10 protein-coding genes and 1 pseudogene are annotated in these 12,793 nt (G+C 71.1%); 5 read left to right on the top strand and 6 right to left on the bottom strand.

What is annotated here, in order from left to right; all coding sequences use genetic code 11:
* A partial coding sequence (locus tag ACIBK0_RS25960; RefSeq protein WP_399084519.1) for a phosphoadenosine phosphosulfate reductase family protein occupies nt 1-372 on the top strand: 372 nt, incomplete at its 5' end.
* 2 nt (nt 373-374) lie between these two features.
* Nucleotides 375-1,597: pseudogene (locus ACIBK0_RS25955) on the top strand (sulfate adenylyltransferase subunit 1).
* A 14-nt stretch (nt 1,598-1,611) separates the two neighbouring features.
* Here the strand turns inward: ACIBK0_RS25955 and ACIBK0_RS25950 are convergent.
* A complete protein-coding gene (locus ACIBK0_RS25950) occupies nt 1,612-3,969 on the bottom strand; it encodes a bifunctional salicylyl-CoA 5-hydroxylase/oxidoreductase (protein ID WP_399084555.1) in 2,358 nt (785 codons plus the stop codon).
* A 107-nt stretch (nt 3,970-4,076) separates the two neighbouring features.
* Nucleotides 4,077-4,904 carry an enoyl-CoA hydratase family protein gene (locus tag ACIBK0_RS25945; RefSeq protein WP_399084516.1) on the bottom strand — a complete coding sequence of 276 codons (828 nt, stop codon included), beginning with the start codon at nt 4,902-4,904 and terminating at the stop codon, nt 4,077-4,079.
* 364 nt (nt 4,905-5,268) lie between these two features.
* Here ACIBK0_RS25945 and ACIBK0_RS25940 point away from each other — a divergent pair, with 364 nt between their 5' ends.
* Nucleotides 5,269-5,721: an ATP-binding protein gene (locus ACIBK0_RS25940; RefSeq protein ID WP_399084512.1), complete on the top strand. Its 453-nt coding sequence runs from the start codon at nt 5,269-5,271 to the stop codon at nt 5,719-5,721.
* On the opposite strand, the gene ACIBK0_RS25935 is transcribed toward ACIBK0_RS25940, so the two are convergent.
* The 3 genes from ACIBK0_RS25935 to ACIBK0_RS25925 all read right to left on the bottom strand — a co-directional run bounded on the left by ACIBK0_RS25935 (nt 5,681) and on the right by ACIBK0_RS25925 (nt 9,573).
* On the bottom strand, nt 5,681-7,132 hold the full coding sequence (locus ACIBK0_RS25935) for an amino acid permease (RefSeq protein ID WP_399084509.1): 1,452 nt from the start codon (nt 7,130-7,132) through the stop codon (nt 5,681-5,683). The genes ACIBK0_RS25940 and ACIBK0_RS25935 overlap by 41 nt on opposite strands.
* Nucleotides 7,133-7,270: 138 nt before the next feature.
* On the bottom strand, nt 7,271-8,278 hold the full coding sequence (argF, locus tag ACIBK0_RS25930; RefSeq protein ID WP_399084506.1) for an ornithine carbamoyltransferase: 1,008 nt from the start codon (nt 8,276-8,278) through the stop codon (nt 7,271-7,273).
* Nucleotides 8,279-8,349: 71 nt separating this feature from the next.
* The gene (locus ACIBK0_RS25925) at nt 8,350-9,573 is read right to left on the bottom strand and encodes an arginine deiminase (RefSeq protein WP_399084503.1); all 1,224 of its coding nucleotides are present in this window, start codon (nt 9,571-9,573) and stop codon (nt 8,350-8,352) included.
* Nucleotides 9,574-9,736: 163 nt separating this feature from the next.
* Here ACIBK0_RS25925 and ACIBK0_RS25920 point away from each other — a divergent pair, with 163 nt between their 5' ends.
* Both ACIBK0_RS25920 and ACIBK0_RS25915 read left to right on the top strand, forming a co-directional pair.
* Nucleotides 9,737-10,816: an SPFH domain-containing protein gene (locus ACIBK0_RS25920; protein ID WP_399084500.1), complete on the top strand. Its 1,080-nt coding sequence runs from the start codon at nt 9,737-9,739 to the stop codon at nt 10,814-10,816.
* Complete coding sequence (locus tag ACIBK0_RS25915; RefSeq protein ID WP_399084497.1) at nt 10,813-11,706, top strand: hypothetical protein; 894 nt, start codon at nt 10,813-10,815, stop codon at nt 11,704-11,706. The genes ACIBK0_RS25920 and ACIBK0_RS25915 overlap by 4 nt, the downstream gene beginning before the upstream one ends.
* A 232-nt stretch (nt 11,707-11,938) precedes the next feature.
* Here the strand turns inward: ACIBK0_RS25915 and ACIBK0_RS25910 are convergent, their stop codons facing one another.
* Nucleotides 11,939-12,772: a M55 family metallopeptidase gene (locus ACIBK0_RS25910; protein WP_399084494.1), complete on the bottom strand. Its 834-nt coding sequence runs from the start codon at nt 12,770-12,772 to the stop codon at nt 11,939-11,941.
* Between the last annotated feature and the right edge of the window lie 21 nt (nt 12,773-12,793).

Here is a 12,793-nt window from a genome sequence, read left to right as displayed (position 1 = left end):
CACGTCCGCGTCTTCCCGCTGTCCAACTGGACCGAACTCGACGTGTGGCAGTACATCGCCCGCGAGGGCATCGAACTGCCCGAGATCTACTTCGCCCACCGGCGTGAGGTGTTCCGGCGCGGCGGCATGTGGCTGACCGCGGGCGAGTGGGGCGGCCCACGTGAGAGCGAGGTCGTCGAAAAACGGCAGGTCCGCTACCGCACGGTCGGCGACATGTCCTGCACGGGCGCCGTCGACTCCGACGCGATGACCCTCGACCAGGTCATCGCCGAGATCGCCGCCTCCCGGCTCACCGAGCGGGGCGCCACCCGCGCCGACGACAAGATGTCCGAGGCCGCGATGGAAGACCGCAAGCGCGAAGGGTACTTCTAGAGATGAGCGCCACCACCAGCAGCAGCGCCATCGACACGCTGCGCTTCGCGACCGCCGGTTCCGTCGACGACGGCAAGTCCACGCTCGTCGGACGTCTGCTGCACGACTCCAAGTCCTCCTGACGGACCAGCTGGAGGCCGTCGAACGCGTCTCCGCCGACCGTGGCCAGGACGCGCCCGACCTCGCCCTCCTCACCGACGGCCTGCGCGCCGAGCGCGAACAGGGCATCACCATCGACGTCGCGTACCGCTACTTCGCCACCGCACGCCGCCGCTTCATCCTGGCCGACACCCCCGGACACGTGCAGTACACCCGGAACATGGTTACCGGCGCCTCCACCGCCGACCTGGCCGTCGTCCTGGTCGACGTGCGCCACGGCGTGGTCGAGCAGACCCGCCGGCACGCCGCCGTCGCCGCGCTGCTGCGCGTCCCGCACGTCGTGCTCGCCGTGAACAAGATGGACCTCGTCGGGTACGAGGAGAAGGAGTTCGAGCGCATCGTCGAGGACTTCGCGGGCCACGCCGCCGAGTTGGACCTGCCCGGCTTCACGCCGATCCCGGTCTCCGCGCTGTGCGGGGGCAACGTGGTGGAGCGTTCGGCGCACATGGGCTGGTACGAGGGTCCGGCACTGCTGGAGTTCCTGGAGACCGTGCCGGTGGGCGTCGACGTGTCGGCCGCTCCGGCGCGCTTCCCGGTGCAGTACGTCATACGGCACGACGAAGTCCGCCGCTACGCGGGCCAGTTGGTGTCCGGAGAGCTGCGCGTCGGCGACCGTGTCACGGTCCACCCGTCCGGCGAGACCTCCGAGATCGTCGGCATCGACGTACTCGGCAGGGACGCCGGCACGGCGTACGCGCCCCAGTCGTTGACGCTGCGGCTGGCCGACGAGCGCGATGTCGCGCGCGGCGACATGATCACCGCCGGGCCCGACGCGCCCGCGCTCACGCAGGACGTCCGGGCCGCCGTCTGCCATCTGGCCGACCGCGCGCTGCGGGTCGGTGACCGGGTGCTGGTCAAGCACACCACGCGGACCGTGAAGGCGATCGTCAAGGACCTGGACGGCGCGGCGGAGCCGACCGCGAACGACCTCGGCCGGATCACCCTGCGCACCGCCGAGCCGCTCGCGCTCGACGACTACGCCGACTCCCGCCGCACCGGTGCCTTCATCCTGGTCGACCCGGCGGACGGCGCGACGCTGACGGCGGGGATGGCCGACCTTTCGTAAGGGCGCGGATGCCCTCACGTCCCGAGCGTGAGACGGGGTTTGGGGGCATCGGTGCGTCCGGTCTGCGGGCGTCGGCTGCCCGCCCGGTAGGGCATCGGCCAGCCGACGCCCGGACCCTCGTACCCCTGCTCGGCCGCCGCGTGCAGCGTCCAGTGCGGGTCGTACAGGTGCGGCCGGGCCAGCGCGCACAGATCCGTACGGCCGGCCAGGATCAGGGAGTTGACGTCGTCCCAGGAGGAGATCGCGCCGACGGCGATCACGGGGAGGCCGGTCTCGTAGCGGATCCGGTCGGCGTACGGCGTCTGGTACGACCGCCCGTACTCGGGGCGCTCGTCCGCCACCACCTGGCCCGTCGACACGTCGACCGCGTCGGCGCCGTGAGCGGCGAAGGCCCGCGCGATCTCGACGGCGTCGTCGCCGGTGGTGCCGCCGTCGGCCCAGTCGGTGGCGGAGATGCGGACGGTCATGGGCCGTTCCTCGGGCCACACGGCCCGCACCGCGTCGAACACTTCGAGCGGGAAGCGGAGCCTGCGGGCGAGCGAGCCGCCGTACGCGTCGGTGCGCCGGTTGGTCAGCGGCGACAGGAAGCCGGAGAGCAGGTAGCCGTGGGCGCAGTGCAGTTCGAGCAGATCGAAGCCGCCGCGCGCGGCGCGCCAGGCGGCGGCGGTGAACTGTTCCCGGATGTCGGTGAGTTGGGCACGCGACAGCTCGCGGGGCGTCTGGTTCCCCGGCTTGTACGGGATCGGGGACGCGGCCACGAGTGGCCAGTTGCCCTCCTCCAGCGGCTCGTCCATGCCCTCCCACATCAGCTTGGTCGATCCCTTGCGCCCGGAGTGGCCGAGCTGCACGCCGATCGCGGTGCCCGGCGCCTGCGCGTGGACGAAGTCGGTGATCCGCCGCCAGGCCTCGGCCTGCCGGCCGGTGTAGAGCCCCGCGCAGCCGGGCGTGATGCGGCCCTCGGCGCTCACGCAGACCATCTCGGTCATCACCAGTCCGGCGCCGCCGAGTGCCCGCGCGCCCAGGTGGACGAGATGGAAGTCGCCGGGGACGCCGTCCACGGCCGAGTACATGTCCATGGGCGAGACGACGACCCGGTTGCGCAGGGTGAGGCCGCGCAGCCGGAACGGCGTGAACATCGGGGGCGTACCCGCCGGACAACCGAACTCGCGCTCCACGGACTCGGTGAAGTGCGCGTCGCGCAGCCGCAGGTTGTCGTGGGTGACGCGGCGGCTGCGGGTGAGGAGGTTGAAGGCGAACTGGTGTGAGGGCTGATCGAGGTAGCGTTCCAGGTTCTCGAACCACTCCAGGCTGGCACGCGCCGCCCGCTGGGTGGACGCGACGACCGGGCGCCGCTCCTCCTCGTAGGCGCCGAGGGCCTGTGCCAGATCGGTGTGCTCCTCCAGGCAGGCGGCCAGCGCGAGCGCGTCCTCCACCGCCAGCTTCGTGCCGGAGCCGATGGAGAAGTGGGCGGTGTGTGCGGCGTCGCCGAGGAGGACCAGGTTCCGGTGCGCCCAACGGTCGTTGACGACCGTCCGGAACGTGGTCCACGCCGACTTGTTGGACCGCAACGGGCGTCCGCCCAGCGCGTCCGCGAAGATCTTGGCGCACCGCTCGACGGACTCCTGCTCGTCGAGCTCCGCGAAACCGGCCGACCGCCACACCTCCTCGCGCATCTCCACGATGACGGTCGAGGCGCCGAATTGATTCTGCGACCCGGAGGGCCTCGTTGAGGGGTGGTGGTCGGGCGACGGGCGGGAATATGGGTAGCCGTGCAGCTGCATCACGCCATGCTCGGTCTCGGCGATCTCGAAGCGGAAGGCGTCGAACGCGAAGTCGGCGGCGAGCCAGATGTAGCGGCAGCGATGCTCCTCGACGGAGGGCCCGAACACCTCCGCGTACGCCGCGCGCGTGAGGCTGCGCACACCGTCGGCGGCGACGACGAGGTCGTACGCCCCCATGAGCTCGTCGACCGGCGGGGCCTGCGCCCGGAAGCGCAGCTCGACGCCGAGCGCGCGGCAGCGTTCGTGCAGGATCTCGAGCAGCCTGCGCCTGCCGAGCGCCGCGAAGCCGTGCCCGCCCGAGGTGTGACGCACTCCTCGGTGCACGATGTCGATGTCGTCCCAGCGTACGAACTCGTCCTGGAGCGCGGTGTACACGACGGGGTCGGCGTGCTCGATGCCGCCGAGCGTCTCGTCGGAGAGCACGACACCGAAGCCGAAGGTGTCGTCGGGGGCGTTGCGCTCCCAGAGGGTGATCTCGCGGGAGGGGTCGAGTCGCTTGAGGAGGGCGGCGGCGTAGAGGCCACCGGGACCGCCGCCGATCACCGCGACGCGCAGCGGTGTGCGCGCGTCGGCGGCCGCGACCTCCGGCACGCTCGCACCCTCCGGCGGCCGCGCGCCCGCTGCCGCCTGCCGTCCGTGCCCCTCCGCCGGCACCGAGCCGGAGTCCGCCGGCAGCGCCGTGCCGCCCGCCGCCACGGCTATCGCCCCCGCCACTTCGGCGGCCGCTTCTCCGTGAACGCGGCATGGAACTCGGCGTAGTCCTCCCCGTTCATCAGCAGGGCCTGGGTCGAGGCGTCGAGTTCGACGGAGGCGGCGAGCGGCATGTCCAGTTCGGCCGTGAGCAGGGCCTTGGTCTGCGCATACGCGAGGGCCGGGCCCTCGGCGAGGCGGCGGGCCAGCCGCTGTGCGGCCTCGTCGGCGCCGCCCTCGTCGCTGAGCTGGCTGATCAGGCCGATCCGCTCGGCCTCGGGCGCGCGCACGGGCTCGCCGAGCATCAGCAGCCGGGTCGCGTGGCCGAGTCCGACGACCCGGGGCAGCAGATAGGCCGCGCCCATGTCCCCGCCGGACAGCCCGACGCGGGTGAAGAGGAACGAGAAGCGGGCCGAGGGGTCGGCGACCCTGAAGTCGGCCGCCAGCGCCAGCACGGCTCCGGCGCCCGCCGCCACGCCGTGCACCGCCGCGATCACCGGGAACGGGCATTCCCGTACGGCTCGTACGACCTGCCCGGTCATCCGGTTGAAGTCGAGGAGCTGGGCGGTGTCCATGGCGAGGGTCGCGCCGATGATCTCGTCGACATCCCCTCCGGAGCAGAAGCCGCGTCCCTCGCCGGCCAGCACCAAGGCGCGTACGGATCGCTCGCGGGACAGCTCGGCGAGCAGGTCGCGCAGGTCGGCGTAGGCGCCGAAGGTCAGCGCGTTGAGTTTCTCGGGGCGGGCCAGGGTGACCGTGGCGACCCCGTCGGCGATCTCGCACCTCAGGTGCTGCCAGTCGGACGTGTGGGCGGCGGAGCCGGTGAAGGGACTCATGACGTGCGGCCTCCTCGGGCGGGGGCGGCGCTCTGCGGCTGCTCCATGAAGTTATCACTTCTCTGTGACTGTCGTCATGAGGGCGCGATAAGGCATGGGCGGCAGAGGCTGTTCCCATGTCACGGGCAAGCGTCACGGAGTCACCGGCGATCGTCACCGCGTCACGGATCATCGATAGCCCCGTAACGATGGGACAGACCGTGCGGGGTGGGCCGTTCGTCTGGGTACGCAGCCGTATGTCGGGCCGAACGCCGGGCCGAACGTCCCTGGAGAACACGCACCGATGTCCCGAAATGGCCCGCCGAGCGCCTCTGTACGGCGGCCCCGTACCATTCACAAAGTTGAAAGCAGGACAGCCTGCTCCATGAACGGACCCGCCTTGCACAACTCCCCAGCCCCCGCCTCCTGGCGCATCGCACTGCCGCACACCGTCGCGGCGGTGCCCGTCGCCCGCGCTCTGGTCCGCACCGCGCTGGCCGAGCTGGAGCACGCGGCCGACAGCGACACCGCTGAGCTGCTCACCGCGGAGCTGGTCGCCAACGCAGTGGAGCACGCCGCCGGGGACGGTCCCATAGAGCTGGTCGTGGAGCTGATGCCGACCGGCTGCCGGGTCGAGGTGCACGACCCGGACCCGGCACCGCCGGGCAATCTCACGGTCCCCCACCAGGCCGGCGAACCCGACCCCTGGCAGGAGCACGGGCGCGGCCTCCTGCTGATCCGCACCCTCAGCTCGTCCTGCGGCCACCGCCCGACCGACTCCGGCAAGGCGGTCTGGTTCAGACTGCCTGTGGTTCCCGCTCAGCGACGGCCGCTGTAGCCTCCGCCCGCGCGGCCAGCCGGGAATGGCGGCGCCCGTAGAGGACGTACACCAGGAATCCGGCCACCAGGAACAGGGCGAACTGCACCCAGGTCGTCCAGCCCGTCTCGTACATCAGATACAGGCAGAAGCCCACGCCGAGCAGTGGTACGACGGGGTAGAGCGGCACCCGGAAGGTGCGGGCGAGGCCCGGCTCCCGGCGGCGCAGCGCGATCACCGCGACATTGACCGCGGCCATGGTGGCGAGCGTGCCGATGGTGCACAGGTTGACCGCGGCGTCGAGCGAGGCGAAGGCCGCGGGAATCGCGAAGACGACCGCGACGATCAAGGTGCCCGCCACCGGCGTCGAGGACTTGGGCGAGATCTTCTCGAAGACGCGCGGGATGAGTCCGTCGCGGGACATCGACATGAGGATGCGGGTCTGCCCGTACATCACCGCGAGCACGACCGAGGCGATGGCGACGACCGCGCCGAAGGCGATGACCCCGCCGCCGACGGTGGAGCCGGTCACCTCGTTGACGACGTACGACAGCGCGGCCGGCTGACCGCCGACCTTGTCCCCGCCGATCGCGCCGATCGCGGCCAGTGCCACGGCGCAGTACAGCAGCGTGACCAGCCCGATGCAGATCATGATGGCGATCGGGATGTTACGACGCGGGTTCCTGGCCTCCTCGCCTGCCGTGGTGATCGCGTCGAAGCCGATGTACGAGAAGAACGCGGCCGTGGTGCCCGCGCCGATGCCGCCGAGTCCGGTCGGCGAGAACGGCGTGAGGTTGCCGTCCTTGAAGGCGCTGAACCCGATCGCGCAGAAGAGCACCAGGATCGCCAGCTTCAGCACGGCCATGGCGGCGGTCGCCCGGGCGCTCTCGCGCACACCGCGCACGAGCAGGACCGAGGCCAGGGCGATCACGATGACCGCGGGGACGTTGATGACCCCGCCGTCGGCCGGTCCCGAGGAAAGGGCGGCGGGGAGCTGCAGGCCGGTGAGGCTGTCGAGCAGCTCATTCACGTACTGGCTCCAGCCGACGGCGACGGCCGAGACGGAGACGCCGTACTCCAGAAGCAGACACCAGCCGACCAGGAAGGCCGTGCTCTCGCCGAGTCCGGCGTACGCGAAGGAGTACGAGGATCCCGAGACCGGGATCGCGCCGCCGAGCTCCGCGAACGCGAACGCCGTGAAGACGCAGGTGATCGCCGCAAGGATGAAGGAGACGACCACGGCGGGTCCGGCCTGGGCGACCGAGTCGGACAGGCCGACGAAGATCCCGGTGCCGACGATCGCGCCGATGCCGAAGCAGACGAGCTGGAAGAGGCCCATGGTGCGCTTGAGGCCATGGCCTTCGAGGTCCGTGCCGGATTCGGCGATGAGGAGCTCGGGGGACTTGATACGAGGAATCCGTGGAGCGGGCATGCGGGTGGTGCTCATTTCCGGTGGTGCGGGTGCGACGCGTGGTGGGTCGCGCGGCGGCCACGGAAGGGGTGGTCCGGGCCGCCGGTCAGGATAAGGCCTGCTGAGAGGTGGGACAGGCCAGGATCTACGGGGCTGTCGTCAGGCCAGGGTCGCGACCAGGATCGCCTTGATGGTGTGCAGCCGGTTCTCCGCCTCGTCGAAGACGACCGAGTGCGCCGACTCGAAGACCTCGTCGGTGACCTCGAGGGATTCCAGGCCATGGGTCTCGTACAGCTCGCGGCCGACCTTGGTGCCGAGGTCGTGGAAGGCCGGCAGGCAGTGCAGGAACTTCACGTCGGGGTTGCCGGTGGCGCGCAGCACGTCCATCGTCACGGCGTACGGTGACAGCGCGGCGATGCGCTCGTCCCAGACCGCCTTGGGCTCGCCCATGGAGACCCAGACGTCCGTCGCGACGAAGTCCGCGCCGAGGACACCCTCGGAGACGTCCTCGGTGAGGGTGACGCGGCCGCCGCTGTGCTCGGCGAGTTCGCGGGCCCGCGTGACGATCTCGTCAGCCGGCCAGTAGGTCTTGGGTGCGACGACGCGGACGTCCATGCCGAGCAGCGCGCCGGTGATCAGATACGAGTTGCCCATGTTGAAGCGGGCGTCGCCGAGGTAGGCGAAGGCGATCTCACCGAGCGGCTTGTCGCAGTGCTCGGTCATCGTGAGCACGTCGGCGAGCATCTGGGTCGGGTGCCAGTCGTCGGTCAGACCGTTGTAGACGGGCACACCGGCGTACGCGGCCAGTTCCTCGACGGAGGCCTGGCTGTCGCCCCGGTACTCGATGGCGTCGAACATCCGGCCGAGGACGCGCGCGGTGTCCTTCACGGACTCCTTGTGGCCTATCTGTGAGCCGGACGGGTCCAGATACGTCGTCGAGGCGCCCTGGTCCGCCGCCGCGACCTCGAAGGCGCAGCGCGTACGCGTGGAGGTCTTCTCGAAGATCAGCGCGATGTTCCTGCCCCGCAGATACGGGGTCTCGGTCCCGGCCTTCTTGGCCGCCTTGAGCTCGGCGGCCAGCTCGATCAGACCGCGGAACTCCTCTTCCGTGAAGTCCAGCTCCTTGAGGAAGTGGCGGCCGGCGAGGGCGGTCGGGACTGTCGCCATGGGGGCGCTCCAGGGTTACGAAGACGGGGACCTTGGAATTCTATACGATGCCCAGAATTTCTATACGGGGACTACACGGCCTCGCGTTCCACCGGACAGCTCATACAGCGCGGCCCGCCCCGCCCCCGCCCCAGCTCGCTGCCCGGAATCTCGATGACCTCGATGCCCTGCTTGCGCAGATGCGTGTTGGTGGTGGAATTCCGCTCATAGGCGACCACGACGCCCGGTTCCACGGCGAGGACGTTGCACCCGTCGTCCCACTGCTCCCGCTCGGCCGCGTGCACGTCCTGGGTGGCGGTCAGGACACGGATCTCGCTCAGACCCAGCGCCGCGGCGATCGCACGGTGCATGTGCTCCGGGGGATGGTCGGTGACCTTCAACTCGCTGTCCTGCGCGCCCGGTTCGATGGTGTACGAGCGGAGCATGCCGAGCCCCGCGTACTGCGTGAAGATGTCGCCGTCGACCATCGTCATCACGGTGTCGAGGTGCATGAGCGCCCGCCGCTTGGGCATGTCGAGCGCCACGATCGTGCGTGCCGAGCCCGCCGCGAACAGCTTGTGCGCGAGCATCTCGACGGCCTGCGGCGTGGTCCGCTCACTCATGCCGATGAGCACCGCGCCATTGCCGATGACGAGCACGTCGCCGCCCTCGATGGTCGACGGATAGTCGATCTGCCCCTCCGACCAGAGATGGAAGGTCTCGTCACGGAAGAGCGGGTGGTGCCGGTAGATCGCCTCGAAGTGCACGGTCTCGCGCTGCCGGGCCGGCCAGCGCATGGCATTGATGGAGACCCCGTCGTAGATCCAGGCGGAGGTGTCCCGGGTGAACAGATGGTTGGGCAACGGCCTGAGCAGGAAGTCGTCGAGGTCCATGACATGGAAGCGCACCGAGGTCGGCTCCGCGTGGGCGTCCAGGAACTCCCGCTTGGTCATGCCGCCGACGAGCACGGACGCCAGCTCCGGGGCGGGCAGCGTCTCGAAGGCGGCCCGCAGATGGTCGGTGGCGAGCGGCCCGTACTCCTTCTCGTCGAAGACCCGGTCCAGCACGAGCGATCTGGCCGCCGGGATCTCCAGGGCCTCGGTGAGCAGGTCGCCGAAGAGGTGGACGGCGACCCCGCGGTCGCGCAGTACGTCGGCGAACCCGTCGTGCTCCGCGCGCGCCCGACGCACCCACAGCACGTCGTCGAAGAGCAGGGCGTCCTTGTTACTGGGGGTGAGCCTTTTGAGCTCAAGATCCGGCCGGTGCAGGATGACGCGGCGCAGCCGCCCGGCCTCGGAGTCGACATGGAATCCCATGCCTCCATCCTGACCATCCGGACGCCTGTTCACCCGCCGATCGCGGGAGCTGCGCCGCATTCATTTCGTCCCCTTGACGATAAACAGGCTCCGCCATTATCGTCTCAGTGACGAAAAAGAGGAACGAGGGGTCGCCGACATCGCCGGCGACGAGGGGGTACTCATGGCCGACATCACCCGGCGTCTCGGCTGGCGCCGTCTGCGCGGGGCGCCGACCGCCCATGTCCGGCACCACCGCTCCGGCAGCCTGGTGCACGACGGCCCCGGACTGAGCTTCTGGTACCGCTCCCTGACCGCCGCGCTCTCCGAAGTACCGGTCGACGACCGCGAGTTGGCGATGACCTTCCACGCCCGTACGTCCGACTTCCAGGACGTAGCGGTGCAGGCGACGGTCACCTACCGCATCAGCGATCCGGCGATCGCGGCCGCGCGCCTGGACTTCTCCATCGACCCCGACACGGGCGCCTGGCGCGGCGCTCCCCTGGAGCAGCTCTCGACCCTGCTGACCGAGACGGCCCAGCAGCACGCGCTCGACGTCCTGGCACGTACGTCACTGGCGGCCGCCCTGGTCGACGGCGTCGCGGCGGTACGGGAACGGATCGCGGGCGGGCTCGCCGCAGAGCCCCGGCTGCCCGCGACGGGGATCGAGGTGGTGGCCGTACGGGTCGTCGCGCTGCGCCCTGAGCCCGAGGTGGAGCGTGCGCTGCGCACGCCGGCCCGCGAGCAGATCCAGCAGGACGCGGACAAGGCGACGTACGAGCGCCGTGCCGTCGCCGTCGAGCGGGAGCGCGCCATCGCCGAGAACGAACTCGCCAGCCAGATCGAACTCGCCAGGCGCGAGGAGCAGTTGGTCGACCAGCGCGGCACGAACACGCGGCGCGAGGCCGAGGAACACGCGGCGGCGGACGCCGTTCGCGCCGGGGCGGAAGCCGCGCGCACGGTTCGTCTCGCGGAGGCGGAGGCCACCCGGTCGCTGCGCCTCGCGGAGGCGGAGGCCACACGCAAGGTGCGGCTCGCCGGGGCCGAGGCACAGGCCGCGCGCGAGGTCGGTGCGGCGCGCGCCGAGGCGCAGGCCGCCTGGCTGCGGGTCCACGGGGACGTGGACGTCGCCACGCTGCACGCCCTGACGGGCGCACGGCTCGCGGAGAACCTGCCGCGCATCGAGAGCGTCACGGTGTCGCCGGACGTCCTGACAGGACTGCTCGCCAAGCTGGGCAACGGAGCCTCGGGGGAACCGGCGTGAGTCTCGCGCCGCGGGTCGTCCTCGTCCATCGCACCACGGAGTACGAGGAGTTGGTGGCCCGGCACGGCACGCACGGGCAGGCGGCGTTCTTCCTCTCCTCCCGGGGGCGGGACATCGAGGAGGTGGCCGAGCGGCACCGGCGGGCGCGGGAGGCACTGGCCGAGGTGGTTTCGGCGGTCCCGCTGACCTGGCGGCAGGCCCGGGTGGAGCGCGCGGACCTGGACCGTTTCCTGTTCGCGCCGGAGGACGTCGTGGTCGTGGTCGGGCAGGACGGGCTGGTCGCGAATGTGGCCAAGTACCTGACGGGCCAGCCGGTCGTGGGCATCGACACCGATCCCGGACGCAACCCGGGGGTGCTGGTGCGGCACCGCCCCAAGGACGCGGGCTCCCTGCTCGCCTCGGCGCACGGCGGCCGGGCGGACGAGCTGACCATGGTCGAGGCGGTCGCGGACGACACGCAACGGCTGGTCGCGCTCAACGAGATCTATCTAGGAGCCGCGGGCCATCAGACGGCCCGCTACCGGCTGGGGCTCGACGAGTACGGGGGTGCCGTCGAGCCCCAGGCCTCCTCCGGTGTCCTGGTCGGCACCGGGACGGGGGCCAGCGGCTGGCTCCGCTCCGTGTGGCAGGAGCGGGGCGGCGAACTGCCACTGCCCGGCCCCACGGACGAACGCCTCCTCTGGTTCGTCCGCGAGGCCTGGCCGTCCCCCGCCACAGGAACGTCACTCGTGGCCGGCGAACTCATCTCCTCCGCCCGGCTGTCCCTGACCGTCGAGTCGGACCGGCTGATCGCGTTCGGCGACGGGATGGAGGGGGATGCGGTGGAGCTGGTGTGGGGGCAGACGGTGCGGGTGGGGATGGCGGAGGTGCGTTTGCGGTTGGTGGGGTGACGGGGGGTGGGGTGACGAGGGTGGGTTTTCGCCCCCTCCGCCCCTACCCGTCCCGACCAGCCTTTCGGCTGCGGGTGCGTGGGGGTTGTTCGCGCAGTTCCCCGCGCCCCTTTTCAGGGGCGCGGGGAACTGCGCAATCTTTGAGGGGGGGGCTGGGGGCGCAGCCCCCAGGGACGGGACGGGCAGGGGCGGAGGGGGCGAATTACGCTCTGACCGGCGGGCGGCGACGCGTTCAGCAGTACGGCGGCTGGTTGGTCAGGGACGCCGCCACCCGCATCCACACGCCGAACAGCCGGTACAGGGCCGGGAGTTCCCCCTGCGCCTGGACCGTCCGGCTGTCCGTGGCGGTGACTCCCGGGATGCCCAGGAGCGTGGCGGGCACGGAGGCCGACTGCCACCGGACGGCGAGCGTGGAGGCGGCAGGCGACGCCTGCGCGCGTACCTTCGGCACCGCGGCCAGGGCGGCACCGACCGCCTCCTGGATGGCTCCCCGCGCCTCCGCCGTCGGCCGCAGGTCCGCCGCGAAACGATCCCGCGCGAACTTCACCGCGACCGTGGCGACGGAGTCGTCCCACGCGGTGGCCTCGGCGCAGGCGGCGTCGTCACCGGTGAGGGCCACCACGGGTACGCCGATCGCCGCCGCGGTGGCGTGGGCGAGCCCGATCTCGCCGACCGGCCGGCCGTCCAACCACATGTCCTCGATCTCGTGCCCCATGAAGCTGTGGCTCAGCACGCCGAGCGCCCCGGCGCGGGAGTGGTAGCCGACGCAGATCACGGCGTCGTGTTCGGGGGTGAGGCCTTCGAGCATGCCCATGTGCTTGGGCTTGCCGCGGATGAGGCGGACCGCCGGGTGGAGGGCCTCGGGCAGCATGTTGCGCATGGGGCCGTGGGCGTCGTTGACCACGATGTCGGTGGCGCCGGCCGTGATCGCGCCCCGGACGGCGGCGTTGACATCCTCCGCCATCATCAGGCGGCCGCGCTCGTAGTCGCGGCCGCCGGGCTGGACATCGTCGGCGTCGACGAGGCCGGTGACGCCTTCCATGTCCGCGCTGATGTAGATCCGCACTGCGCACTCCTCAAGTTGATC

This window comes from Streptomyces sp. NPDC050564, assembly GCF_044457265.1.
GTDB lineage: Bacteria > Actinomycetota > Actinomycetes > Streptomycetales > Streptomycetaceae > Streptomyces.
Note: the sequence above shows the minus strand (reverse complement) of the source record. Positions and strands in the feature narration are given on the sequence as shown.

Coding starts and splice junctions, on each gene's coding strand:
- ACIBK0_RS25945 (WP_399084516.1), bottom strand. CDS start 4,904: ATGAGTCCCTTCACCGGCTCCGCCGCCCACACGTCCGACTGGCAGCAC.
- ACIBK0_RS25940 (WP_399084512.1), top strand. CDS start 5,269: ATGAACGGACCCGCCTTGCACAACTCCCCAGCCCCCGCCTCCTGGCGC.
- ACIBK0_RS25935 (WP_399084509.1), bottom strand. CDS start 7,132: ATGCCCGCTCCACGGATTCCTCGTATCAAGTCCCCCGAGCTCCTCATC.
- argF (WP_399084506.1), bottom strand. CDS start 8,278: ATGGCGACAGTCCCGACCGCCCTCGCCGGCCGCCACTTCCTCAAGGAG.
- ACIBK0_RS25925 (WP_399084503.1), bottom strand. CDS start 9,573: ATGGGATTCCATGTCGACTCCGAGGCCGGGCGGCTGCGCCGCGTCATC.
- ACIBK0_RS25920 (WP_399084500.1), top strand. CDS start 9,737: ATGGCCGACATCACCCGGCGTCTCGGCTGGCGCCGTCTGCGCGGGGCG.